The organism is Streptomyces sp. enrichment culture (assembly GCF_964272855.1).
GTDB lineage: Bacteria > Actinomycetota > Actinomycetes > Streptomycetales > Streptomycetaceae > Streptomyces.
In genome coordinates this window covers 25,411-52,236 of the sequence record NZ_OZ186848.1, presented here as the reverse complement: position 1 = coordinate 52,236, position 26,826 = coordinate 25,411, and the positions used below count along the sequence as shown (strand labels likewise).

Here is a 26,826-nt window from a genome sequence, read left to right as displayed (position 1 = left end):
CTCGATCGCGTGGAGAGTTCGACGTTCCGTCGGGATTCCTGAAGCTCTGCCGCTATCCATGACGCATGGCCGTTATCAGTGAGGTGAGGCGTCGATGACGCTCGCGGTCGTCCGGTCGATCGGTGCACCGCGGCGACTGGAGACAGCGCAGGAGTACGAGGACTTCGAGCAGGAGCTGGTCGACCAGTTCCTGCTGGCCGGGCTCAGTGCCGGACTCGCGGACACCTCGATCGAGGACGACCGTCGGGCGGTCTTCGAGTTCGTACGGTTCCTCGGCCGACCGGTGTGGACGGCTGGGCCGGAGGACGCGGACCGGTTCCTCACGGACCAGCGCAGGGTGAAGAAGCTGGGGCACAGCACGGTCCAGCGCAAGGCGTGGACGCTCGCGCAGTTCTTCGACTTCCTGATCGTCCGCTACCAGGGCGACGTCCACGCGCTGACCGGCCACGTGCTCGTGCAGCCGATCGACGAGTTCAACCGCCCGGCGAAAAGCGAGTACGGCACCCCGCGGATCCCGCCGGCCGACGCGGAAGTGGACCAGCTGTTCGCCGGATGGCGGGAGTCGTTGGACCAGGCCCGGAAGTTCCTGCCCGCTGCCCGGGACTATATGGTCGCTTCGTTGTGGCGGCGAGTCGGTACACGGATGACGGAGACGCTCAAGCTGGACATCCGCGACTGGCGGCCGGACCTGGGCGACTTCGGCAAGCTGCACATCCGGCACGGCAAGGGCAGCCGCGGACGGGGGCCGAAGCCCCGCCTGGTGCCCGCCATCAACTCGACGGATGTGCTGATGGACTGGTGGCTCGGCGACGTGCGGCACCAGTTCGGTGACGACTACTCCCACCCCGACGCCCCGATGTTCCCCAGCGAGCGCCGCGACCCCCTGACGGGCTTCTGCGGACGTGCCGGAGACGACGCCTTGCGGTCGGGGCTGAAGAGCGCGGTGGAGCTCTTCCTGCCCGCCTGGGCCGGGCGGCTGACGCCGCATGTCCTGCGGCACTTCTGCGCGTCTTCGCTCTACCTGCAGGGTGTCGACCTGAAGGCCGTGCAGGAGCTGTTGGGCCACGAATGGCTGTCCACTACGACCCGGTACATCCACGTGCACGACAACCACATCGAACAGACGTGGGCAGCGGCGAATCAGCGGGTCGCGTCCCGTCTGGGGCTAGGCTGAGGAGGAGGATATGCGCTGGAACTTGCGGATGAAAGCCGCCGAGCAGGGGATCTGGAAGTCCACCGAAATGCGCCGCCGGCTGGCGGAGGCAGGGCTGGAGATCAGCACGGGCAAGATGTCCGCGCTGTGGACGGGAACGCCGACCACCGTCCGGCTCGATGACCTAGACATCATCTGCGCCGTGCTGGAGTGCACCACGGCGGATCTACTGATCCACGAGCCCGAGGTAGCAGCGGCCCGGCGGCCGAAGCCCGAGCCGCAGGCAGCGACCGGATCGGCGACGGTGGTGCCGCGGCTGGGCCGCGGCCGGACCCTTCCCCCGATCTGATGACGCCGCCGAGAATCTGCCCGCGGTGCCGCCAGCGGCCGGTGTCCACCTACGGAGCGAAGTACTGCCACCGGTGCCGACCGCAGCCGTGCGACCCGCCGCCGTGCCGTCAGTGCGGTTCGACCGAGGACTACTGGTCAGCCCACAAGTGCCGTAACTGTTACCGCGGTTCGTCAGCAGAACGTCCGGTGTCCTGCCCGGACTGCTTCGCCTGGGGGATGCTGCGTCGCTACGGCGGGATGTGCCTGGGCTGCCGAGGCTGGCGCCGGCTCAACCCCGGCGTGGGCCCGTGCCGGGTCTGCAGCCGGGAACTGTCCCTGCGCGATGGCGTCTGCCGCCTGTGCTTCAAGCAGGCCCAGTTGCTGCGGCGCCCTCACTCCGCCATGGTGCTGGACGAGGTGAGCCAGCATGGGCAGCAGCTGTGCTTCGCCGACATGGAACGGCGCGTCCGGCTGATGACGCCGGGACCGCTCCGCCGCCGCGCCGAGCCATCTGCGATGCCCTCACCTGTGCCGCTGCCGGTGAGGCATCTACAGCTGGTGCTGTTCCCGCCGCACGGCCGGGACCTACGACGCGGACAGGAGCACGGCTTCCCCGAAGCGAATGCTCCCGAGGTGGCTGCGGCGCTGAAGGCCGCGGCCGACGACTACGCGCAACGCCACGGCCTGGAGTACTTCACCGCCCAGGGGCTGGATCGCGGCCTGCGCATTCTCCTTGCCATCCAGGACACGCCCGGAGCCCCGATTCGGGCGTCCGACGTTCTGCTCCTGCGAGACTTGCATCTGCCGGCCAGACCCCTGCTGAAGCTGCTGTCCCAGCTCGACATGCTCGACGACGACCGCATCCCGCAGGTGGTGCCCTGGTTCCGCGAGCTCATCGCCGACTTCCCCGAACCAATGGCCGTCGAGCTGAACACCTGGTTCGAGCTCATGCTCGCGGGCAGCAGCACCGCACCACGGGTGAAGGCACGATCGCCCCGGTGGATCCGGCGCATGGTGAGAACCGCGCTGCCCGCCCTGCGCACGTGGGCGGATCAGGGCAAAAACTCTCTGCGCTCCATCACTCGGGACGACGTCTTGGACGTCCTGCCCGACAGCGGAACCCCGCGGGCCAACATGCTCCAGGGCCTGCGGCACATCCTCCGGCCTCTGCAGCGTCGGCGGATCATCTTCACCGACCCAACCACCCGGATCTTCTGCGGCATGCCGACCGCCACCATCCCTCTGCCGGTCGAGGTCACCGACCTCCGCCAGGTCCTCCAGGACCAGGCGGAGCCAAAGGCGGCCCTGGCAGCGCTGGTCATCTTCCACGCGCTCACCTCCAAGGAACTGCGCACCGTCCTGACCACGGACCTGCGCGACGGAAGACTCTTCCTGCCCAACCGCACCGTCCTGCTCGCCGAACCGGTGCGCGACCGGCTCGCGGCCTACCTGGACTACCGCAACAGCCGGTGGCCCCGCACCGCCAACACCCACCTGTTCCTGTCCCAGACCACGGCATGCGGCGTGGAACCCGTCAGCAACGTCTGGATCAACGACGTCCTCGGCATACCCGCCCGCCGTCTCCGCGAGGACCGCCTTCTTCACGAGGCCGAGGCCAGCGGCGGCGATCCCCGCCGGATCTGCGATCTGTTCGGCCTGACTGTTGGTGCGGCCCTGCGCTACACCTTCACCGTCGACCAGGCCAGCCTCGTCGAGTACAACCTCCGCAACGCCGGGCCAAGCCCCAAGAACCGAGGCGACGACCCTGGGTGAGTGCTTCCCCCAAGGACGGCCGGTCACGAAGTTCGGCCGCTGTCAGCGGCTGCAGGTTGCCGATTTTTCGTCATTTGCGCACTTCATGTCTGCACCGCATGCAACGTATTGTTGACGCAGGCGATGTAGACGAGTCCGTGGTCCACCACCGGTGCCGAGTGAGGCCACTCGCCCATGCCGAAGGACCAGCGTTCCTGCCCGGTACCGGCATCCACCGCATACAACTTCTGGTCATTGCCAGCGAAGTAGACAAGGCCATCATTCACCGTTGGGGTCGAGTTCACGACTTCGCCTTCGGAGCCGATGGTGAAGGTCCAGCACTGTAGCCCGGTGCCCGCGTCCACCGCGTGTACCTTTTGACCGCTGCTCATGTAGACGAGACCGTTGGCTGCCGTTGGGGATGATCCCCACGCTTCGCCGCCGGTAGTGAAGGACCAGCGTTGTCGGCCGGTGTCCGCATCCACTGCATACAAGTTGCGGTCGTCGCTGCCGATGTAGACGAGTCCGTTGGCCACCGTCGGCGACGACCATACTTTGCCGCCGGTAGTGAAGGACCAGCGTTGTCGGCCGGTGTCCGCATCCACTGCATACAAGTTGCGGTCGTCGCTGCCGATGTAGACGAGTCCGTTGGCCACCGTCGGCGACGACCATACTTTGCCGCCGGTAGTGAAGGACCAGCGTTGTCGGCCGGTGTCCGCATCCACTGCATACAAGTTGCGGTCGTCGCTGCCGATGTAGACGAGTCCGTTGGCCACCGTCGGCGACGACCGCACTTTGCCGCCGGTAGTGAAGGACCAGCGTTGTCGGCCGGTGTCCGCATCCACTGCATACAAGTTGCGGTCGTCGCTGCCGATGTAGACGAGTCCGTTGGCCACCGTCGGCGACGACCATACTTTGCCGCCGGTAGTGAAGGACCAGCGTTCTTCAGGGGCGTCCGCGTACAGCGCATACAATTTCTGGTCTCTGCTTCCGACGAAGATGACGCCATCGGCCACAGCAGGCGGACGCTGCAGCGAGGTGCGCATAGCCCACCATCGCTCCTTGCCGTAAATGAGGGACCAGCGCGGCAGACCGGACTTGCGGCGGCGGGAGCCACCAGGTGCCACGTGAAGGGTCTGTGGGAGGGGCGAAAGGGAGTCGTTCTGCCGGACGATCTCAGCGATCCGGTCTGGCATCCAGCTTGGTTTAGCGAGCAAGAGAGTACGGGGATGCGTCTCTGTACTTCCGCCGTCACTGCTTGCGCTGATCAGCCGGTTGAGCAGTGTGACTACGGTGGGACGCTGCTCGGGGTGTTTGGCTAGGCATGCGGCGACTACATCGCGGAGCTTGGGTTCGAGGTTGCCGAGGTCAGGCTGTTCGTGGACAGTGCGGAAGTGGAGCGCGATCGGACTGCCGGCGCCGAACGGACCGACACCAGTGGCTGAGTAGGTCAGTACTGCGCCAAGTGCAAAGACGTCACTGGCTGGGCCGACTGACCCACCGGTGATCTGTTCCGGGGACATGAAGCCGGGGGTGCCGACGAGCATGCCTGTGTTGGTAAGAGCGCTGGCCCCCATGGCCACCGAGATGCCAAAGTCGATGATCCTCGGACCGTCGGAGGCGAGGAGCACGTTGGTCGGCTTGAGATCCCGGTGGATAACGTCGGCAGCGTGGATGACCTCCAGGGCCTCGACCAGCCCGGCGGCCAGAGCAAGCACCGATCGGGTTGGCCAGGGACCGTGAACGGTGATCGCCTCGCCGAGAGAGATACCTGGTACGTACACAGTAGCCAGCCAGGCCGGGGAGCCGTCCAGGTCCGCGTCGACCACACCGGCGGTGAAGGCCCCATTAACCCGCTGCGCTGCCATAACCTCGTGCTTGAAGCGGCGCCGGAACTCTTCGTTCACGGCTAACTCCGGGCGGACCACTTTCACGGCGACCGGCCGCCCGCCCGGCGAGCGCGCTAGGTACACCTGGCCCATGCCGCCGGATCCTAACCGTGCCACGATCTTGTAGCGCCCCACCTGCCGTGGGTCCTCCGGCTGCAGAGATTTCAATGCGCCCACCCCTACCCCTTACCTTGTTGACCGTAGGGCCGTTGTTGATGCTGTATTACTCGCTATGCAGGACGCAGCCACTTGCCCGATGGCTCCATGCGACACCGCCTTCACCGTTCGCTCACCACGCCGCGGCCCGGCCACCCGAGCCGCGCACCACGTTCTCGTCGGTCCGCTCGAGCAGGTCCGTGCGCACTTCAGGAACGTCACATGCCCGAAGGTGAGTTGCTGTCACGACTAGAACAACGCCCGTCATTCTGTAGAGGTACCTAGAGGGGCAAGACAGTCCTGCAGTTCGGTACGCCTGAGGAAACTCATGTCTGCCTGATTACCGTTACAGCTATACAACCCGTCGGTTCGGCGGCGAGCCACCTTCGGAAAACACGAACCCACGGCCTTTCGCCATCTTGATCAGCACCTGACGGGCCGACTCGCAGTCGCCGGCGGCGCGGTGACTGCCACCGAGCCGGAGCCAGCGGCGGGAGCCGATCCAGTCGGCGTACGCCTGCATCAGGCAGTACCAGTTGTCCCAGGGCTCCAGGTGCATCGGCTTCTTCCCGGCCCGGGCGACATCGCCCAGGACCACGGTCCGGTCGAACTCCGCGTTGTACGCGAGGATCGTCCGCCCCTTGGTGACCTTGCGGAGCCGGGGGAGCACCTTCGCGAACGGACGGGCGTCGGCGACCATCTCGTCCGTGATGCCGTGCACCCAGCGGGCCCCGTCGCTGATCTCGGCGTCCCCGGGGTTAACCAGGGTGTCCATCAGCTTCTTTCCGGTGGCCGCGTCGATCACGGCGATCTCGACGGTGCGGCCATACAGGTCGGTGGTCTCGGTGTCGAGCACGACCGCGCGGCCCGGCTCCAGCAGCTCCCGGGCCTCCCGGGTGATCTCGCCCCACGCCGGGCACAGCTCGATCTCGCCCGCATAGACGCCCGCCACCGGGTCCTCGGCCAGCTCCCGGCGCACGGTGGCCTCGGTGGGCGTGTCCTCGATCTGCTCCCAGTCCAGCTCCCAGCGGCCGGAGTACGGGCTGTTCCAGGCCCAGACGGTCACGCCGTGCCGGTCGGCGAGGCCCTGGGCGAAGCCACGCACGGCTTCCGCCCGGGTCGGGGCCAGCCTGGCGTACTCGCGCAGCGGGGACGGCGCCCCCTTCGGCAGGCCCCGGACGGCCTCCCAGTCGACGCCAGGCAGGTCCCGCAGCGCGCGGACGTCACCTAGCCGGTAGAGGGAGACGGTGACCGTGCGGTGCCGCCCCACCTCCTTCTCGTAGACGTCCGCCGGCCGAATCCACCCGGCGGCCTCGACGTACTTCCAGTCACTCGCCCGGATCTCCAGCACGTCCGTGGCCGCGATCTGTGCGGTGACGTACTGCTCGCCGTCGGCCTCGGCGGCCATCGCGTCCAGGTCGGCGATCAGGTACCGGTTCCCGCGGCCGGTGGTGATCCGGCCCTCCTTGCCCATGCGCACCAGATCGCTCCAGTGCCACCCGATCCGGGCGGCGGCCGCAGCCCGGGGCAGGCTCGCCTTCTCCCACGCCACCCGCTCCTCGACGACCGACCGCACCAGGTCGACATCGAGTTCACGCGCGGCCGCCGTGGAGTACATCGGCCAGCCCTTGTAGTGGTCCACCACCGCCAGGTGCTCCTGGTCGACGAGGACGGCGACGTCCTCGGGGGTGACCGGCTCGCCGGTGTGGTCGGCCAGCAGCAACGCGAGCCGGGTGGCCCCCAGGGCCTCCGGCACGTGCGGCTCCTGCTGCGGGATCGCCACGGCGGCCGTGCTGGCCTCGGTGGCTGCGATCTCGCTGGTCTCGGTGGTCGTGTCCGTCACCGTCGGTGCTCCTTCTCGGTGGTCACCGTGTCGTGGTCGTGTGCGGTGCCGAGCCGGGCGACGGCCTCGATCTCGGCGGTGAGCCGGGCCCGGGCCCAGGTGAGCTTCTGGCCTGCCGCCCGCTTGGCGGCCCGGGTGCGGGCCAGGGCCTTGGCCTGGCGCTGCTCCCGCTCGGTCAACGTGCGAAGCACCTCCTCGTAGCGCGCTGTCTGTTCCGCCGCGATCTGGGCGCCCGGGCGCCGCGGGCTCCGGCGGCCGCTGCGGGGGCCGTTCCTCCTCTGCTGCTGGGCACGCGCGAAGCTGACCAACTCCGTGGCGACGACCCACTTGGTCCTCTTATGCAGCGGCCCGGTGAGCAGCACGAGCGCGGGGAAGTTCGCATGCCGTGCCTGCCAGTTCGAGATCGCCGACCGGCTGACGCCGACGAGCCGGGCGCCGTCGGCCAGAGTGACCAGCTCGTCCTGGCGGCCCTGGTACTTGGGGCGGAGCCAGACAACGCCGTCGGCGCAGCTCTCCGCCGGGGAGGCGGGGGGATTGGCTTCCTGGTGCATCTGCGGGTCTCCTTGGGCTGCCCGGGCCGGGGCCGGTGGCTGCTGGGGGGCTTCGCCGCCCCCCAGACCCCCGCTCCCCCGGCACCGCCCGGCGCGGACAGCGGTCCCGTGGTGCAGTTGGGTACGCGCCGGACGGCACCGGGGCTGTGTGCCCCTGGCCTGGGCAAGTTCCTGTTTTCCGACCGGGAGTGAGGGGCGCTCAGTCCGTGTCGGGGTCGAGGTCGGTGCAGCCGGTGTCGAGCTGGAGGTAGGCGCGCTGGCCGTCGTCGTACTCCCGGGCGCTGGTGGCTCGGAAGGCGCTGCCCAGGGCTTCGACGACGGCCTTAACGGTCGCCTCGTCGCCGCAGATCCGTACGCCCGCGATGCCGGGCAGGTACGTGCGCGGGGTCCGCTCGCAGCGGGCACGGGCGGCCATCAGTGGAAGCTCACGCGCGCGATGACCGCCAGCAGCTCGCCCGCGTCGCCGGCGGCCTGGAGTGCCTGCTCGTCGGCCTCCTTGACGGGGCCGACGACCAGGACGTGCTGGGCTCGTTCGAGCAGCGCCCACCACTCCGCGGGCAGGCTCACGGCCTGCGCCGCCCGCCACAGCTCGACGTCGTCCTCGCCGTCGTCGTCGACCTGGACCAGGCCCTGGAGGGAGCGGTCGGCGATGCTGGCGCGCAGCCGCCAGGACGTGTCCACGTCCGGCGTACCGTGCAGCCCCCAGTGCTCCCAGTCGGTGCGGGCCTCCAGGTCCTCGATCCCGGCGCCCTCGGTCTCGGGATAGAGCGTGAGCATCGGCAGCGGCCGCCCGTCGGGGGTGGTGGTCTGCCCCACGAACACGCCGTAGTTCTCGCTCAGGTGGTAGGCGTCGATACCGTCAGGCAGGTCCAGGTCGTCCAGGGTGAAGACGTCAATCCCGGTCGCCCGGAAGGTGTCCATCGGGTCGGCGGGCCTGCGCCGCAGCGGAGCCTCGGCGGCCGTACGGACGGCTTCGGCCAGGACGGCGACGTCACCCATCGCCCAGTGGTCGAGCGCGTCGTTCAAGAGTGCGGCCGCGGCGGCCTCGTCCATCGCGTCGACGGCGGCGAACGCCTCGTCACCCTCCCCGGCCTGCATGGCCGTACGGGCGAAGGGCGCCCACTGGCGGGTCGGGCCAGAGGCGGCGAACCCCACGGCGGGCAGTGCGCCGTAGACGGCTCCGGCGAGCGCGGCGAGCGTCGCGCGCTTCTCCTTCACCACCTTCGCAATCAGCGTCTGCTGGCACGGCTGACACCCGGCCCGGCAGGCGGCAACCAGTCGGGCGGCGAGGTCGAGATCCAGGACCCTCCAGCTGCCGTGCGGCACGAGCGGCAGGGCGCTCAGGTCGGGGAGCGGGGTGTGGGTGTGCGTGGTGCCGGCGGCCGCGGAGCTGTAGGCGGCTCCGGTGCGCTGCGCCCTCTTCTTGGCGCGCTGCTTCTTCCCGTGCTTCTTGACCACGAGTTCTCCTCGTCGGCGTGCAGCGGTTACCCATGACCCGATGCACGCGAGCAAGAACGTGGTGGCTGCGCGGGCATACGGAGAGGCCCGTCGGGACGGACCGGTGGTGCTCTCGTCGCACTGATGCGCTGGGACCTTCTTGGTCCTGGCACCTTCGCCTCAGATCGCTCCCAGTCATGGGCTGAGGCCAGCTTGGGCCCGTGCGTGGCCGTGCACGAAAGACGATACCCACGCCCACTGACAAACAACGGTGAATCCGGCCAAGGCGCGGCCCTAGACGATGTGTTCGGATGCTCCCGCATTCGGCCTGTCGGCCCCGGCGTATCTAAATCGAGGTTTTTGACCTTGGTCGGTAGGGTCCGGTGGGGACGACGTGGCATGTGCTTGCTGGCGTGCCACGGGAGTTACGTGGCACGGGGAGAAGCGCATGGGGGATGAACTCGCGACGGTAGACACGGAAGCGGAGACCGCGCCGGAGACGGAATCGGCCGCCTCGCCCGGTCCGCAGCCTCTACCCGAAGGGGCGCATCCGGTCGACGGAGTGACGGGCTATCACGCGCTCATCAAGGGCAGCGCGGTCACCGTGTTCGGTCCGGACGGCACCGAGATCGCCTCCGGCTCCCGCCGGGGCAACGTCGCGGTGGGCCGGGTCGGCGACGCCCGCCTGGTGAGCGACGGGCTCGGAGACAGGCGGCTGTCCTCCTTCGCGATGCTGGCCGCGCGCCACCACCGGGCGGCGAGCGACCCGAACGTCCGCGACAAGGTCTGGGTGCGGTGGGAGGAAGACGGCGTCGCCGCGGTGTACGGCACCGACAAGTACGACGACGATGACCTGCGGGCGGTGAAGGCCGGGAACCTGTACTGGTCCGGGCAGCGGCAGGCGCGGGTGACCGGCCGAAGGTGGAACCCGGAAACCCGCGACCGCAACCTCGCCGCCGTGCTGCAGGCGTTCGCCCGGCAGGACCGCAACATCGTGGTGCTCGGACCGGGCCAGACCCCGGAGGACCTGGGCACCTCGCCGACGGCGGCCGCGGCCGTCCCGGCGCAGCAGGCCCCGCCGGCCGCGCCCGCTCCCCCGCCCGAGCCGGAGCCGAAGCCGGAGCCACTGGACCTCACCGGCCTGACGTACGAGGAACTGTTGGAGGCAGAGGATGCCGCCGCCGTGGAGCGGTCCCGGGACTACAGCGCCGCGGCGGCGGGACGGTACCAGGCGCTGCGGGAAGGACACGGCAAGTGGCTGATGGACCGGGTGGCGGCGGCACCTGCGGTCACCGAGCTGAGCGATGAGGACCTGGCCGCCGAGTACGAGTTGTGGCAGAAGGCGCTCTACAAATCGCCGTTCCACTCCTCGGATGAGGAGTACCGGACGCTGGAGCGCCGCAACCAGGCGGTGCGCACCGAGCAGTACGCACGCACCGCCCGGGTTCTCCTGGCCGGTCCGGCGGCGGCGGACCTGGACGATGAGGCGCTGGAGAGCGCCCACGAGCAGATCGGCCCGGTGTGGACCCGCATGCCGAGCGGCCATGAGCTGCACGACCAGGTCGCCGACTACCGCAAGGCCGTCCAGGAGGAGCGGGTCGCCCGCCGGGCACGGTCCTACGGCGAGCGGACGCCGGTGGGCGAGATGACGCTGGAAGACCTGGTCGCCGAGAACGCCGAGCTGGGGTCGAGCCTCAACGCCCGCAACGAGCAGTCCGCCTACTCCTACAGCGATGCGGTCAAGGAGGCCCGGGCGGCGCGGCTGAAGGCCGTGGAGGAGGAGTGGTTCCAGCGGGGCATGGAGCAGCACCCGGAGGCGGCCCGCGCGAAGCTGGGCGAAAGCATCACCAGCCGCCGCACGGTGCTGATCGACGGCTCGGTGCGCACCTACGGCTACGTGGAGCGCCAGGGGCAGAAGTTCCGGGCCCTGGCCAACTACGACCAGCGCAGCAGTATCGGTGACTTCGATTCCGCGCCGGCCGCGATGGCCGCCCTGGTGCAGCGCTACGACCAGGACCCGGAAACGCTGCCGCGGCGCACCTGGGGCCTGGAGCGGGAAGTTGACCTGCCGATCAGCGCCCACGACCCGCTGGTGTCGTGGCTGCGGCGCAGGCCTTCGGAACTCTCCCGCGAGTACGACCGGGTGCTCACGCTCCTCACCCCGTACCAGCTGCCGACGCGGACGAAGGTGGTGAACCCGCTCACGAACCAGGTGATGCAGGCCTACCCGTTCCACTTCGAGGAAGGTCTGCTCGGTGAGCTGGCGCGGATCGCGGAGCGGACCACGGAGGACCTGCGCGAGCAGTCGCTGGACGAGAACCTGCCCAAGCGGGAGAGGGAGGCGGCCAAGCGGCGCATCCCGGCGATGGGTGCCGCGCTCATCGGCATCAACGCGGTGATCGAGCAGGTGCGTGCTGCCGGCGGCGACGTCGAACGGCGCGGAGTGGACCAATCCCGGCTGGCGGCGCAGATCGCGGCGCTGGCCGGTACCGTCAACGAGCAAGAGGGAGGCGAGGCCGATGGCGACGACGAGCCAGTACGAGACGCTGCTGCGCAGGCACTGGGAGGAGTTCCGGCCGCGGGAGCTGGCGGCGATGCAGGACCCGGACCGGCACTTCCGGAAGCTGGGGGCGCAGATGAGCGAGGCGATCGCCGCGGCGGAGGAGGACCTGGAGGAGAGCCTGGAGCCGGAGACGGGCTACCAGGCACGGGTCGGCCAGCTGGAGCAGATCAAAGCGACGGCGCGGGAGCAGGTGTTGCGCGAGATGCTGCCGCCGCCGGAGGACGCGGACAGCCCGGCGGCGCCGCTGAGTCCGGAAGCGGTGGAGCTGGCGGAAATCCGCAGGGAGCTGGAGAACCTGTAGCGCGGTTCCGCCCCGACCCGGCTGACCTGCCGCGTGGCCCGCTGGCCCGCGCTGAGGCGAACCTCGAAGCCATCAAGGTGCTGCGGACGCTGGAGGGCGCCCGCCGCGGCGCCACCACCGAGGAGAAGCGCATCCTGGCCCGCTGGTCGGGCTGGGGCTCGGTCCCGACCGTGTTCCTCGACGAGCCGGACCCCGATGAGCCGATCTACCGGCCCGGCGGCGAGTGGGAGGGCAGGTTCGAGGCGGACCATGCCCGCTGGGAGTCGTACGACCGGGTGCGCGGCGAGCTGCGGGAGCTGCTGGACCCCTTCGAGTGGCGGGCGGCGTCCCGGGCCGTGCTGTCGGCCCACTACACCCCGCAGGGCGTCGCTGAGGCGATGTGGCAGGGTCTGGCCGCGTACGGCTTCGACGGCGGGGAGGTCCTGGAGGCCGGGTGCGGGTCCGGCGCGTTCTTCGGGGTGGCCCCGGAGGCCGCGCGGCTGACCGGCGTTGAGGTGGACCCCACCACCGCGGCGATCGCGGCCCGGATCTACCCGCACGCCAATGTGCTGTCCGAGTCGTTCACCGACACCGACGCCCCGGTCGGCACGTTCGACCTGGTAATCGGGAACGTGCCGTTCGCGCAGGCCCCGTTCGGGGAGCGCCGCTACGGCGCGACCGGGCACTCCCTGCACAACGGCTTCATCATCAAGCAGCTCGCCCTGCTGCGGCCGGGTGGCTACATGGCCGTGATCACCTCGCGCTGGACGCTGGACGGCGAGGACACCTCCGCCCGCCGGGCCATGTCCCGCTGGGGCGACTTGGCGGCCGCGTACCGCCTGCCGGCGGGCACCTTCGGTGAGACCGCCGACACCGACGTGGTCGCCGACGTGCTGGTCTTCCGCCGCCGCGCGGAGGGCGAGGAACCGGGCGACCAGACGTGGATCGACGCCCCGGAGCGGGAGCTGGGCGGCAACACCCTGGCGGTGAACGCCTACTTCACCCAGCACCCGGAGAACGTGCTGGGACGCCTGACGTCCGAGACGGGGCCGTACGGGCCGCGGGTGACGGTGCAGGGCGACCCGGGCGAGGCCCCCCGGCTGCTGCGCGAGCGGATGGAGGCCTCCGCCGCCGCGGCGGTCGCCGACGGCCAGGGCTACGTCCCGCACGAGGACGGGCCCGACCGTGCGCCGCTGCTGCTGCAGACCGCCCGCGAGAAGCACGCGACGGACTTCACCGGCCGCCTCTACACCGACGACGGGCAGATCTGGCAGCACGTCAACGGCGAGGACCCGGTCCGGGTCATCACCGCCGACGGTGTCACCGGCACCGAGCAGCTGCGGATGCTGCTGTCGCTGCGCGACACCGCGAGCGAACTGCAAGAGCTGGACCGCACCGGCAGCGACCCCGACCGTGCGCGCGAGGTCCGCACCCAGCTCGCCCGGCTGCACGCCGCCTACACGATGGCGCACGGGCCGCTGTCCCGGCCCCGGCAGACCCGTATGGCGCTGCCGACCGACGAGGCCAGGACCGCCGCCCGCGCCGCCGGCGTCGAGCTGGACGACGACGAACGCCTCCCCACGGGCTGGGGCTGGTTCCGCCAGGACCCGCACGCCGCCGTCGTCCTGGGCCTGGAGCACTGGGACCGGGCCAACGACCGGCCGGTGCCCTCCGAGGTCCTCACCCGGCGGCCGGGCGCCCGCCGCGGCGACCTGGAGCCCACCGACGACCCGAAGACGGCGCTGACGGCCGTGATGGGCGCCACCGGCGGCGTGGACCTGCCGCTGATCGCCTCCCTGCTGGGCACGACCCCCGAAGAGGCCCGCCGCCGCCTGGGCACCGAGGTCTTCGACAACCCGGTCACCAAGAAGCTAGAGCACGCCGGCGCCTACCTGTCCGGGCCGGTCCGGGTGAAGCTCGAACAGGCCCGCGAGGCGGCCGCCACCGATCCGACGTACTCGGTGAACGTCGCCGCGCTGGAAGCGGTGCAGCCGAAGCCGAAGCGCCTGGGGCAGTTCACTGCCCAGCTCGGCGCGCACTGGATTCCCGCGTCCCTCGTGCAGGGCTTCCTGCGGGAGTACCTCGGCGACCCGACCCTCCAGGTCAGCCACAACGAGCGGTACGGCTGGTCCCTGGCCGCGGGCAAGGTGCCCGACGCGATCAACGCGCTCAAGGGCACCGAACGGCGCTCGGCAGTGCACATCGCCAAGGCCCTCCTCGGGCGGGCCTCGATGGTGGTCAACACCCTCGACGGCGACGGGGTCGACGAGGACGCCACCCGCGCGATGCGCTACAAGGCCGACGCGATGCGGTCGGCCTTCGAGGACTACTGCACCGCCAGTACCGCCCGGGTCACGTTGCTCACCGACGCCTACAACCGGCAGATGAACGGGCACGTCGTCCGCAGCTACGACGGCCTCGCCCCGACCCTGGCCGGACTCACCACCGAGCGGACCCCGCACCCGTGGCAGCTCTCGGCGGCCGCGCGCATGCAGTTCGAGCGGGGCGTCGTCCTCGCGCACGAGATGGGCCTGGGCAAGACCACCACGATGGTGATGGGCTCGCAGGCCCTCAAGGCATCCGGGCAGATCGCCAAGCCCTTCGCGGTCGTCCAGCCGCACCTGGCCCGCCAGTGGCTGGACGAGGCCAAGCTGCTCTACCCCAACGCCGACATCCACCTGATCACCTCCGACGACCTCGCCGACGGCAACCGTCGCCGGGTCCTGGAGTGGCTGCGCGCCAACACCCCGGACCTGGTCATCTTCACCGAGGGCGCGTTCGGGTCGATCCGGATGAGCCCCGAGCAGCAAGAGCTGTACCTATTCCGCGAGATCGAGTCGCTGAAGGAACAGCTCAAGCGCGAGCGCGGAGTCCCGCACAACAACTTCGCCCTGATGCAGCTGGAACGGCGCCTGACCACGGTGGAAGCCCGCATCAGGCGCAACGCCGCGCCGATGCGCACCCCGGGCGAGGTGTACTGGGAGGACCTGGGCTTCGACTACGCGCTCGTCGACGAAGCGCACCGCTTCACCGCCGTGGGCTTCCGCTCCAAGGAGGCTGGCGGCGAGACCGCGAGCATCCGCGCGGTGGACATGCACCAGAAGCTCAGGTGGCACCACCAGGTGGCGGAGGTCCACGGCGGCCGCCCCACCGTCACCCTCGGCACCGGCACGCCGATGGAGAACTCCATCTTCGAGCAGTACTCGGTGCTCGAACTGGCGACGCCGTGGCTGCTGGACCAGTTCGGGGTGCACGGCCCGGACCTGTGGGCCGAGACCTTCGGGCAGAAGGTCCAGCGCATCGAGATGGCCCCGGACGGCAGCGGCCTGACGATCGTCGAACGCTTCTCCCGGTTCGTGTCGAAGTCCACGATGAAGACGATGTGGGGGCTGGCCGCCGACACCAAAACCGGCGACGACGTCGGGATCGTGCGACCCAAGCTCGCCGGCGGCGCCCCGGAACTGGTGCTGGTGGAGCCGACCGCCGACCAGCGCGCCCGGCTCCAGACCCTGGTGGCCCGCGGCCAGGCGATCCACGCCGGTGACGTCACCCGCGACGAGGACAACATGCTGGCCGTCTCCGGCGAGGGCCGCGCGGTCGCGCTCGACCCCCGGCTGGTGGACGCAGGCGCGCCCGCCGCCAACAAGCTGGTGACGGCGGCCGACATCATCGCGGAGGGCTACCACGCCCACAAGGACCGCACCTACGCCGTCTCCAGCCGCGACGACACCCCGCACCCGGTCCCCGGCGGGCTGTTCTTCGTCTTCTGCAACAGCGGCACCCCCGGCGGCAACAACAAGGGCGGCTTCGACCTCTATGCCGAGCTGCGCGACCTGCTCGCCGCCCGCGGCGTCCCCCGCGACATGGTCCAGTTCGCCCAGGAGCACCACACCCCGGAGAAGAAGGCCGCGATGACCGAAGCCGCCAACAACGGCGGCATCGCGGTACTCATGGGCTCCAGCGAAGTTCTCGGAACCGGCTTCAACGGCCAGAACCGGGCCTACGCCCTGATGCACCTGGATCAGGACTGGACTCCGGCCATGATGATGCAGCGCGACTTCCGCGTCCTCCGCCCCGGCAACCAGCACGAGGAGGTGAACATCTACTTCCTGGCCACCAAAGGCAGCATGGACGCCTGGCAGGTCGGACTGCTCACCTCCAAGGCGGAGGGGCTGCGCGACATCCAGCGTCCGCCCGGCGAGGGCGACGACGACAACGACACCGTCGAAGAGATCGGCGCGAGCGACTGGGACTACGCCACGATGGCCGCCGAGATCGGCGGCAACCCCTTCATGCGGCAGTTCATGGAGGCCAAGGTCCACCTCCAGGGCCTGGAGGCCGACCGGCGCAACGCGGCCGCCGACCGCGTCCGCCAGGCGGAACTGCTGGACGCCAAGGAGAAAGAACTCGCCAGCACCCAGCGCGCCATCGCCCTCCGGGACACCGCCCTGCCTAAGGTCACCGCCACGATCCGCGGCGACGCCTTCCAGATCCGGGTCGGCGGCCGCGACTTCGACAAGCGCGGCGAGGCCGGTCCGGTCGTCCGCCAGGCCGTCGCCGACGCCCTGCGCAGCCACAGCAGCCTCGGAATGGGACCGTGGACGACGATCGGCACCTTCGGCGGGCTCGACTTCGCGGTACGGCCAGAGATCCTGGACGGCGGCGAGATCCGCGCCCACGTCGGCTTCCCCGACCTGCGGCACAGCGAATCCGTCTGCTCCATCGGCGACCTGGCCACCCCGAAGTTCGGCGGCACCATCATCGGCCGCCTGGCGACCGCGCTGGAGAAGGCCGAAGACCACCAGCTCATGGACCGCGAGCGCGTTCCGGTGCTGGAAGCCGAGATCACGCTGCTCGCCGCGCAGCAGGCCTCGGTCGACTACGGCCCGGCCATCGAGCACGCCCGGCGCCGCGTGGAGCTGCTGGACGCCGTGGTCGGCGCGATCACCGAGCGGGACAAGCTCCCGGAGCTGACCGAGTCCATGCTCGACCCGGAGAGGTACCGCACCCCCGAGAGCCGTAAGAAGGCCATCGCGGAGCGTGCCGAGCAGCGCGCACCCCATCAGGCGAAGGTCGACCAGGCGGCAGCCGCCCTCGCCACGTTCGACGAGACGACCCCCGCCCCCGAGCTGCCCACAGCCCCCGCGCCGGCGCCGAACCCGGCGCCCACGCCCACGCCCACACCCACGCCTGCGCCTGCGCCTGCGCCTGCGCCCGACGAAACAGCCGCCAGGCCCACCGGCTCCGGCACCCGTCCCGCGGACGGGGCCCAAGCCCCGCCGGGGCCAGAGGACGGCAGCAGCACAGAAGAACCCCCGGAGTCCCAGAGTCCCGAAGTACCGGAGTCACAGACCAGCGAACCGCCCGGCGACAAGCCCGGGGCGGAGCAGCAGCCCGAGCCCGGCTTCATCACCCGCATCACGCCCCCAGCGGGCACGGCGATCGACCGCTCCTGGTGGGTGGGTGCCTACGGCCAGTGGGACACGTCCAGCGTGGGACGCAAGGGCGTTCCGTCCGCCCTGATCGAGTTCGCGTCTGAGGCGGAGGCGGCGGGATGGGCCGTGGCGCTGCGCGCCGGGTCCGTCGCGACTGAGGACGGAGAATCATCGCTCGGCGTGTGGGAGTGCGAGGCGTCTGGCACGACCCACGACAACAGCCGGGGTGGGGAGTCGCTCGCCGTTCTGTCCTTGATGTGGACTCAGGCGGAAGGCGCTAAGCGCTGGACGTTCGACACAGAGCGCTCCGGGGCGGAGCTTGGCGGCCGCCTTCTGCCCGGATACGTGACGCTGACCGACTACCGGCGTGCCCTATCTCAGGCCCGGGTGCGGCAGGTAGATCCCGCGGCAAAGGACACGGAGGCTGCCACTCGTGAGGCGGAGTCAGCAGAGGCGGAATCGTCCGCCGTTGCAGACGCCGCCTCCCAGTCCGCTCCCGACGAGCAAATCGGCGCAACCCCGGCACAAGACAGCGACGAGTACGGGACGGCCAACCTGTACGAGGAGTTCGGTCTCGTGCCGCCGGAACGCGTCCCGAACCCGGCTCCGCAGGATGAGCCGGAGACGGACGCGGAGGGGGAGGACACCGACGGCGTCCCGGACGGGCAGATGACCGTGGAAGAGGCGCAGACCCAAGCCGCGCCCGCCGGCCCGGAAGGCACCCCGCCCACGCCTCTTGAGCCCTCCGTCGTCTTGGCCACCCCGCCGACGTCCTCGTCGGACACCCCAGAGCCCCTCCAACAGTCCGAGCAGCGGTTCGGCGGCCCCGAGCAGCTGGCCCAGTACGCGGGCCGGGCGGACATCATCCCGACGAGCGAGTCGTCCTCCACCGTCTGGCTCGACGGTCGGCTGATCGGCTACGTCACAGACCTCAACCAGACGGCGGGGGCGGCACATGACCAGTCGTGGCCTGCCGAGATGCGGCAGGCACCCGGGCCCCGCTTCGAGAGTCGTCCCCCCTTCGGCCACAGGGACTCCGTATCGGCTCTGCTCGAAGACAGCCAGGCGGCGGTGGCGGCCCTGGTGGCCCGCGCCCTCCAGATGCCCGTGCCCCGGGAGGCCATCGACGCGGACACCACCTGGACGCTCAACGCCGCGCTCGGCACGATCCGCCTCTCCCCCAGCTACGCGGGCGAGGACCAGGAAGCCGCCGCACGCCTGTCGGCCCTGCAGCAGGTCGTGGAGAACCTGAGTGCTGGACAGCTCACCGGCACGGACCTCGCGGATGACCTGGCGTTGGTGCACGACGATCTGCTCTGGGCGGCCGACTTCGCCGACACGTCCGCGCCCTACCTGACCCGGGCGGCTGAGGAACTGGCTGTCCTGCTGGCGGCCACCCGCCCGGACGATCCCCGAGCCTGGCGGCCCGACCCGTTCGTGGCGGCGCCGGCTGACGTCGAGCAGCCCACGCCAACACCTGCCCCCGCCCGAACCCGCGCCCGAAGGAAGGGGAGCGCGGCCGCGCCCGGCGCAGGGACAGAACAGCTCGGGCTGTTCGGCGATCCGGCACAGGACCCGTCAGAAGGCCCGGCGGAGCCGGAGACGGCCACGGGCAGCGGGGCCGTTCCTACCGAGGACGGGCGAGAGGCGCAGCTTCGGGCGGCGCTCATCGAGGGCGAGACGATCGCCCCCGTGTCGTTCACCGACCGGCGCGAACCGGCGGCGGGCTGGATTCTGACGACGGCGGGCGGGCACACGTTCCGGCTGCGCCCTGTGACGTACTCCCGTCCGGATGAGGACCAGTGGGAGGCCGGTCACGACGCTGACGGCTCCTACTGGTGGAACGCGAACGTTGAGGACCAGCCCCTTGCCGCCGTGCTGGCGCGAATCCGTGAGGACTCGGCGACCCGTACCCGGTTCGCTTCCCTGTGGGCCCGGTACGGGCACCTGACGGCGCAGGCCCCCCCGTTCGAGACGACCACGAACCGCGTTCAGCTCGAAGAGGGCGTGTACCTGGTCCGCCGGTTCGGCCGCATCGGCCTTATCGCGTCGTGCCGGTGGGGCTGGGAGCACCTGACCGACCCGGACGGTGCGCAGGGCCGCACCGGTGAGGACTGGTCCCGGAAGGGCCCGGATAACCGGCAGTACGTCGCTGAGTGGAAGATCTGGCACTCAGCCCAGGAGGCCATTCCGAACGCGCGGCTACGCGTCGTGGCCCAGCTCACGGACGACATGGCCGACACGCCGGACGCGTACTGCGATGCGTCGACGCCGTTCGTCGGCAAGTGCAGTGCGAAGCGCTCGGGCGCCCGGTACACGGTCGCCGTCGACACCGACCAGGGCAGCGAACTTGGTCACTACACCGTGTGCGCGCGGTGTTTGTCTCATCGCCTCCTGAACGACGAGGGCAGGCACTTCGGTCACCGCGACGTTGAGAGCCTTGTGGGGGCCCTGGCCAAGGGTGATCCGAAGGTGGTCGACCTGCACTGGAAGCAGTGGCCCGACCGGATCGCTGAGCTTGCCGGACAGATGCTGTCGTCCGCGCTGGATGCCGGAGAGACTGCCCCGTGGCCCGCGCAGGCTCTGACGAGTCAGATCCTCGCCGAGGCGTGCGAAGCCGGTGACGACCGCGCTATGCGGGAAGCGCGAGCGGAGGTGAAGGCTGCGGGCGGGGACGCAGAGGCACAGAAGAGGGCGGCGGCGGAAGTGGCCGCAGCCCGCCGGGACCGGGCCGCGCTGGTCGCCCGGGGTGGCGCGACCCACATGGAAGCGGCGAACGAGGCCGACCGCGCGGCCGTCGCAATCCTCGAACTCGCCGGTTGGGGGGTGGAGGGCAGCGGCGCGGCGCCGGAGCCTGCTGAGGAGGCGGCGCCCGAGGTCGTCGACGTTAATACGCTGACCGTCAGCCCGCGGGACCGCGACGGCGAGCCGTCTCCGTATGAGTTCACCGTCACCGGCCCCGGGCTGACCGTCGGCGAGTACGGGATCTCCCACGATGCCCAGGGCAAGGGTGCGCGGGGGATCATGTGGCGGGCGACCTGGCACGGTGTAGAGCCGTCGGGCCGGTGGGACGTGATCAGCATCGGTTCCGGCGAGGGCGAGAGCGCGGCCCTGGCGGCCGTCGCTGAGCATGGGGCCAAGGCTGGCGGGGACTTGACCGCCGGGTTCGCCGTTGCCCGCCGCATGCACTATGACGCCGGACTGTGGATACTGCCGGAAGTCGGGGAGTCGGAGGCGATCCAGTACCACCCTGACGGCTCGTGGACGATCACTGCCGAGACCGGCGCCCGCTACACGGTCCGCCGGGAGTGGGAAGGCCGCGACGCCGCCGGCGACCTGGCGCCGCTCCTGATCGAGGACCAGTCGGGGACCTTGATCGCGTCCTGCACCGCCGTCGACAGTTACATGTCCGCATGGGCGCCGATGCTCGAACGACTCCGCCTCCACGCCACGGCGGTTGCTGACGGGGTGCCGCACGCGACGGCCGTCACCCTCGGCGGCCCGGGTACGTCGTGGGTCGAGGCGTGGTGTGTGTGCAGCTGGACCGAGCGCGCCGATGTCGCCGAGTACGCCGACCGCGCCCCCGCCGGTGAGGCACTGGCTCTGGCGCACCGCAAGGCCCACGACCCGGAGACGTCGGCAGCGGCTGAGGCACCGGCCGCCGCTGAGCTGCCGGAGCTGGACGTGGTGCTCCCGGACGTCGACCTGGCGACTCTCGACGTCGCCGGGCCGTACGAAACCGACGAGGAAGCACAGGCGGACATCGACCAGCTGAGCACGGCGTTCGCACGGTGGGACGCCCTGCCCGCCGTCCAGCACTTCTACGAGGCGGACCGGCAGCAGCGGCCCGACGGCCAGCGAATCCCGACCAACCCCGTCGCCCAGCTGGCGGCGGCCTACCGGGACGCCGAGCGGATGCTGCGGGAGGGGCCCGCGATCTCGCCCGACGACCTGGTGCTTGAGGTCCACACGGTGGCGGTCTGGAGCGCCGCCCTGGAGCCCGTGGTCGACGAGGACCTGCGCGGCCCGCTGAGGCAGGTACGGGAGGCCGCCGCCCTCCTGGCCGCCCGCTCGCGGGCGACGGTCGCCGCCTTCGAGACGGAGTTGGCCGCCCTCACCGCGAACTCGGCAGAGCAGAACACCGCCGCCCCGGAGAACGCGGCCGCCGACACGGAACCCGCCGAACGGCCGCCCGCCGATGCCGACGACGCCCCGGAGACCCGCACCGAGCCGGGCCCCGACGCCCCGGCCGCGGCCGCGGCCGCCGAAGGCCTTGGAGAACCACCCGCAGGCGCGCCATCCGCGACGGACACCGAGCCGGAGAGCGTCACGGACGACACCCCGGCACCGGACCCCCAGGAAGCACCGGAGCCGCCGGCCGCCGCCGACGACGTTCCGGGTGACACCGCGGCGGACACCGCTCCGGGCGACGCTGCCGAGGACAGTGATCCGGCACCGAATCGCGTGCCGGTCTCCCAGGACGCACCGGAGCCCGCAGGCGCAGTCCCGGATGAGGGGATGCACGAGGCACGGCGCGAAGCGTCGTTCCTCGAGCAGGACCGACCCCAGACGACGGACGGCGACCAGCAGATGCCGGAGCCCGGCACGGTGGCCACGCCGACGGCCCCGGCAGGGGAGGACGCCCCCAGTAACGAGACGGCGCAAGACGCTTCGGAGGAGCCGACCATGACCACCCCGCCGATCCCGGAGACCACCGACGCCCCGGACGAACCGATCACCGAGGAGCCGCCCGCGCCGCAGCGCTACTTCGAGACCGTCGCGCTCCCCATGGACACCAGCTACGGCCTGCGCTTGTCCGGGCTGGACGGCCAGCCAGTCGACTCCGGTGACGTGCTGCGGGGCGACATGGTCATCGCCACCGTCCACCCCAGCCTCGAAAGTGGATGGTTCGCGCGCCTGGCCGTCGAAGGCCTGCCCGCTGACGTGACCTACCTAACCCACTCGCCGCAAGATGCGGCAGTCGACGCGGCCGTCATGTACTCCGCTTTCACCGGCGTCCCGGCCGGCCCGCCCCTCGCTGCCGCCCCCGGTGACGGGCCTCAGCAGCGGGTCGACGCCCTGCGGGCCAATCTGCGCGACACCGCCGTGAGATACCGGGAAGCGGTGACCGCCGCAGCCGCCCGCGCCTACCCCGCCTTCGAGCAGAACGAGCACTTCCGGGAGCTGGTTGGCAGCCTCGACGGGCTGGCAGCCGCGGTGTCCGAGCGGTACGGATCGCAGCAGATGGCGCAGCACCTCGACGCCGTCCAGCGGGCTATCAACAACTGGGGCGGCTCGCTGCCAGCCGACCCTGGCGATACCGAGCGCCGTCAGCTCGCCTTCCCGCTGGCCCAGCTCCTGTACGGTTCCCGGCTTTTGCAGGGCCAGGTGCAAGCCACGCTCCATGCGGTCCAGGCGGAGCGAACCGCCGTGCGCGGCCAGACGGCCGCCGCAGCGTCCGGCCCGGAGGCGAGTGCCGAGTCCACAGCAGGGAACACCGCGGCGGCGGCCCCCGAAACACGGCGAGACGCCACGGAACCCCGGACTCCCGAAGTCCCGGACTCACAGAGTCCAGAGCCAGCGCGGGAGGAGTCCCCGGCTGCACCGGCTGGGAATACCGACGTGCCCGACAGTGAAAACCCGGCCAGCACCGTGGCACCCGAGGGTGGCGGCCCGGCTCTGGACGCCGCCGTCGATGGCTTCCGCGGAGCCCTGGAAGACGCCCTCCAGGCCAGTCAACCGGAGGCGATCGCGCAGTCCCCCGGTGAGCTGCCACTGTGGACCAGCACCCAGGCCTCGCCAGCAGAAACTGCGATGACGGAACCCGCGACCGGACAGGTGGACGTACGCGCCGAGTTCCAGGCGGTCATGGAGGCCTTCACCGAGCACGTACCGCCGAAGAACGGCACGGCGCAGGACCTGGTCGCCGACCTCGACGCCGACCTCGACGCCCTGCAACGGGCCTTCGCTGAGGCCGTCGCACCGTCCGCCCCGGTTCAGGCGGACGCCGCCGCGGAGCCGGGAGTCGAGACGACCGCGCCCGTCTGGCAGCAGGCCCATGCCGTCAACGCAGCACTCCAGCGGGCCGATTCGCACGCCGATACGCTCCAGGACCTCCCGGAGTGGGAGAAGATCCAGACGGTGCGCGGCGCGGTCGGTCACCTCTTCCGCGTCATGAGGGAGCGCGCCGGGGAACACTTCGACCGCCTGATGGGCGACGGCCGCGTCGGCGAGTTCTTCCGCAAGGTCTCGATCCGCGCCTGCGAGAAGGTCGCCCATTGGGCGCAGACGGCGGCGGACCGCCTCCGGCGGAAGGGCGAGGAGAAGGACTCTGACGCACCGGCGGCCGGGGCGCTGCGCGACCTGGCGGATGCCTCTACCGCCTACAGCTCCACCGCCGGGGGCCGCAGCGGGCCGCCGCCGGCATCGCAGGACACCGCGTCCGCCACGGTGGACATCCCGGCAATGCGGCAACTCGGGGAGGCGCTGTCCCGTCCCCTTCCCGGAGCCAAGGACGGGCGCGGCCCGCGCGTCTCCACGGCGGCCGCGCGGGGCAGGTCGACCACACGGCGCGGGGCGAAGAAGCTGAGCAGCTCAGCGGAGCAGGCGGAGCACCTGCGACGCAGCAGCAATGAGCAGCAGGGCCGCAAACCCACCCAGCGCTGAGGCCTCTACTGGGACCGGGTGTCCCTGTGCCGGACCGCAGGCCCCCACTGCTATGGCTCCGAACCGAACCTCAGGGTTGTGCACGGGGGTCAACGCAACGGAACCTGCGATGCTGCCTCTTGGTGGTTGGATCACTCGCATGGTCGTAATGTCAGCCGAGCCGTTCTACGCCTCGGGCACGTTCTGGGCGGCAGCCGCAGTCTTCGCCACCCTGGGAGCCGGGGTTGGCGCCATGTGGGCAACCCTTAGAGCCAGCAACCCGAAGCGACGCCTGAGCTACTGGATGGGGGACACACCCCTGTTGAGCACTCACCACACCGTGAGAGGGAGCCTAAGCGTCAACAGGAACGGCTTGACGCTCGCCGACCCCCGTCTCGTGCGGGTCCAGATCGTAAACACGAGCCGACGGGATGTCTCCAGTGCTGCGTTCGACGGATCGAACTCGATCAAGATGGACCTCGGCCAACCAGTACTGGAAATCCTCGGCACGGAGTCGAACCCTACGGATGCCGCCCTGCCGCAGGTCACCGTGGACGGCAGTGAACTACACATCGGCCCCGGTCGCATCGGCCGCGGACAGTCCATCACCTGGCTAGTCCTCATCGAGGGTGAGCCCACGTTCTCCTGCCGCCAGTCACTGATTGATGTGGATGTCAAAAAGGAAGACGACCCTCTGTTCAGGGCACCCCCCGCCATCCGGCGAGAGCGCATCATGCACGTGGTCTTTGCGTTGGGAGCAATGGCCGTGGCACTGACAATCAACGCGTTGACCGACCGGATTTGAGATCGGGCCGTCCCAGCGGTCATCCCCCGAGCTGCTGGGCGGCCTCAACGCGATCGGCGTACACACGGTAGGCCTTCCGTCCGGCTGGTGACGCCCCGTCGACAGCGAGGGCGGCGCATGCTTCCAAGGCCGCCTGGTGGACGCTGAGCGGTGCGGCCATCCGCAGCGAGTAGCCCTGGCCTCGCCGGATTACTCGGCCCTCGTGCAGCGCGTCCCGGACGGCAGCGGCGGCCACGCCCTGCAGGTGTTCAGCGAGCAGACCGGGCACGTCAATGCTCAGTACCGGATCTGTGGCCGCAGGGGCCTCCGGCTCAGGGTCCCCCTCGCCGCCCGTCTGCCCGAGCAAATCCTCCAGGTCGTCCGGCACGCCACGGGCGCCGGCGGAGTCGAGTACGCGCCGGATGACCTTGGGATCAACCTCGTACATTCGGGCGAGGGCCTTCACCGCGACGCCGTCGTTCCGGTAGGCGGCAACGATAGCGGCGGCCTGTTCCGAGCTGAGGCGGGCTGGCCTGCCCAGGACCTTGCCCGCGTTCCGTGCAGCTGCGACGCCGTCCTTCGTGTTTTCGCTGATCATGTCCCGCTGGAATTCGAGCACCCCGGCGAGCATCGTGACGAACAGCTTCGTCATCGGGTCCTCGGACGTGAGGTCCATCCCCGACCAGGCACCCGACGCAATGCGCAGATGCAGCCCGCGTCGCCGGAGGACGTCGCGGACATCGAGCACGTCCTGGACCGAGCGGAAGAGGCGCGCGGCGTCCGCCAGGCGCACGACGTCGCCGACTGCCGCCTTGTCCAGCAGGCGCTGAAAGCCGGGTCGCTTCAGCGGGTGGAGGCGACTGGAGGTGGCCGGGTCCTCGTAGGCCGCTGCCCCACTGGCGAGGTAGGGCTCCAAGTGGTGCTTCTGCCGCAGATTCGTCTGTTTATCGGTCGAATACCGCATATAGAGCCGATCCACGGTCGAGCCTCCTCCACGAGAGCGGGCCACGGGGCAACAACGGCCGTTCCAGCCACCCTAAGGGGGCGAAAAGGGGAGGCGCAAAGATTCCACACGCCGCATTGGATTGATCACGGAGTTTCCATGGAGGCGGATTGGATAATCCAATCACGCGCAAGGGGGGCGCAGACGACCGTTTCCGCCCCCCCGAGTCGAACGGATCGGATGCGCGCAGGTGGCCAACTCTCGTCAGGGACTGCCTGACGAATTCCCGTGTCAGGGTTAGCCTGACGAGCATGACGGATATTGAGCACGACCCTGACCGCGAGCGTTATGCCTACAGCCGTACCGCCCTGGCCCGCCTCGCCCTCTCGGCCGAGCTGCGCGAGCTCGCCGACCGTGCCGCCGCTGGCGTCCCCACGACGAACGACATGTGGGCCCGGCCTGGCGAAGCCGTCGGCGACGCGCTCGACCTGGTGCACCAGGCCCAGGAGGTGTTGGTCCGCGCCGTGGTCTACGAGCGCCAGAAGCACACGAGCTGGGAGGCCATCGGCGAGCAGCTCGGCATGAAGAAGCAGTCCGCGCACGAGAAGTACAAGAACGCCGTCGCGGAGTGGCAGCTCGCCCTACAAGAGCCGCACTACCCCGCCCCGCCCGGCGCTCCCGTACGCGGCCTACGCCTCCACGAGGCTGCGTACGCGCCCACCACTGCCGGACAGAGTCTCGACGCGTGGGTGCGCGAGCACATCCCGGCACACCGGGAGACGGAACACCCGGTCACTGGTCACTTGCCCGCCCTGAGCACGGGGGAGGAGATGGTTCAGGTCCTCGACGCGCTCAACCACCTCTACGGCGACCTGCGCACCCCGCCGGACCCGGAAGCCCGCGCACGCCTGACCGAGCGCAAGGCCGCACTGCTCGACCGCATCGCCGTCGAAGACGGCCGCCCCGAAGCCGCCCAACAGGCCGAAGAGGCTCGCGCTCTTGCCGCGCAACTCCGCGCAGAGGCCGCCCAGGCGCGCGACGAGAACCAGCGCTAACCCCGGACAG

12 protein-coding genes are annotated in these 26,826 nt (G+C 70.4%); 6 read left to right on the top strand and 6 right to left on the bottom strand.

The features are described from left to right. The first annotated feature begins 94 nt into the window (after positions 1–94). The 3 genes from ACSU6L_RS40780 to ACSU6L_RS40770 all read left to right on the top strand — a co-directional run bounded on the left by ACSU6L_RS40780 (position 95) and on the right by ACSU6L_RS40770 (position 3,256). Positions 95–1,174: a tyrosine-type recombinase/integrase gene (locus ACSU6L_RS40780; protein ID WP_437065294.1), complete on the top strand. Its 1,080-nt coding sequence runs from the start codon at positions 95–97 to the stop codon at positions 1,172–1,174. 10 nt (positions 1,175–1,184) lie between these two features. Continuing rightward, positions 1,185–1,502, top strand: a complete 318-nt coding sequence (locus tag ACSU6L_RS40775) for a helix-turn-helix domain-containing protein (protein ID WP_437065292.1) — start codon at positions 1,185–1,187, stop codon at positions 1,500–1,502. Positions 1,503–1,720: 218 nt separating this feature from the next. Next, positions 1,721–3,256 carry a hypothetical protein gene (locus ACSU6L_RS40770; protein ID WP_437065290.1) on the top strand — a complete coding sequence of 512 codons (1,536 nt, stop codon included), beginning with the start codon at positions 1,721–1,723 and terminating at the stop codon, positions 3,254–3,256. Between the two features lie 83 nt (positions 3,257–3,339). Here the strand turns inward: ACSU6L_RS40770 and ACSU6L_RS40765 are convergent, their stop codons facing one another. The 5 genes from ACSU6L_RS40765 to ACSU6L_RS40745 form a co-directional block, all read right to left on the bottom strand. Beyond that, positions 3,340–5,301: an outer membrane protein assembly factor BamB family protein gene (locus ACSU6L_RS40765; protein WP_437065431.1), complete on the bottom strand. Its 1,962-nt coding sequence runs from the start codon at positions 5,299–5,301 to the stop codon at positions 3,340–3,342. Between the two features lie 331 nt (positions 5,302–5,632). Next, positions 5,633–7,123, bottom strand: a complete 1,491-nt coding sequence (locus tag ACSU6L_RS40760; protein WP_437065429.1) for a 3'-5' exonuclease — start codon at positions 7,121–7,123, stop codon at positions 5,633–5,635. Next, a complete protein-coding gene (locus ACSU6L_RS40755; protein ID WP_437065428.1) occupies positions 7,120–7,674 on the bottom strand; it encodes a hypothetical protein in 555 nt (184 codons plus the stop codon). Before ACSU6L_RS40755 ends, ACSU6L_RS40760 begins: the two co-directional genes overlap by 4 nt. 199 nt (positions 7,675–7,873) lie before the next feature. Beyond that, positions 7,874–8,089, bottom strand: a complete 216-nt coding sequence (locus ACSU6L_RS40750) for a hypothetical protein (protein WP_437065426.1) — start codon at positions 8,087–8,089, stop codon at positions 7,874–7,876. Then, the gene (locus ACSU6L_RS40745; RefSeq protein WP_437065425.1) at positions 8,089–9,132 is read right to left on the bottom strand and encodes a hypothetical protein; all 1,044 of its coding nucleotides are present in this window, start codon (positions 9,130–9,132) and stop codon (positions 8,089–8,091) included. Before ACSU6L_RS40745 ends, ACSU6L_RS40750 begins: the two co-directional genes overlap by 1 nt. Before the next feature lie 541 nt (positions 9,133–9,673). Between ACSU6L_RS40745 and ACSU6L_RS40740 the strand changes: the two genes are divergently transcribed. Together ACSU6L_RS40740 and ACSU6L_RS40735 are read left to right on the top strand one after the other, a co-directional pair. Further along, positions 9,674–24,055, top strand: coding sequence for a hypothetical protein (locus ACSU6L_RS40740; protein WP_437065423.1), 14,382 nt, complete (start codon positions 9,674–9,676; stop codon positions 24,053–24,055). Positions 24,056–24,407: 352 nt separating this feature from the next. Further along, on the top strand, positions 24,408–24,839 hold the full coding sequence (locus tag ACSU6L_RS40735) for a hypothetical protein (RefSeq protein ID WP_437065421.1): 432 nt from the start codon (positions 24,408–24,410) through the stop codon (positions 24,837–24,839). A 19-nt stretch (positions 24,840–24,858) separates the two neighbouring features. Here the strand turns inward: ACSU6L_RS40735 and ACSU6L_RS40730 are convergent, their stop codons facing one another. Next, positions 24,859–25,797 (bottom strand): recombinase family protein, encoded by a 939-nt coding sequence (locus ACSU6L_RS40730; protein WP_437065419.1) that lies wholly within the window; start codon positions 25,795–25,797, stop codon positions 24,859–24,861. A 275-nt stretch (positions 25,798–26,072) separates the two neighbouring features. On the opposite strand from ACSU6L_RS40730, the gene ACSU6L_RS40725 reads away from it, so the two are divergent. Then, positions 26,073–26,816 carry a hypothetical protein gene (locus ACSU6L_RS40725; RefSeq protein WP_437065418.1) on the top strand — a complete coding sequence of 248 codons (744 nt, stop codon included), beginning with the start codon at positions 26,073–26,075 and terminating at the stop codon, positions 26,814–26,816. Positions 26,817–26,826: the final 10 nt, after the last annotated feature.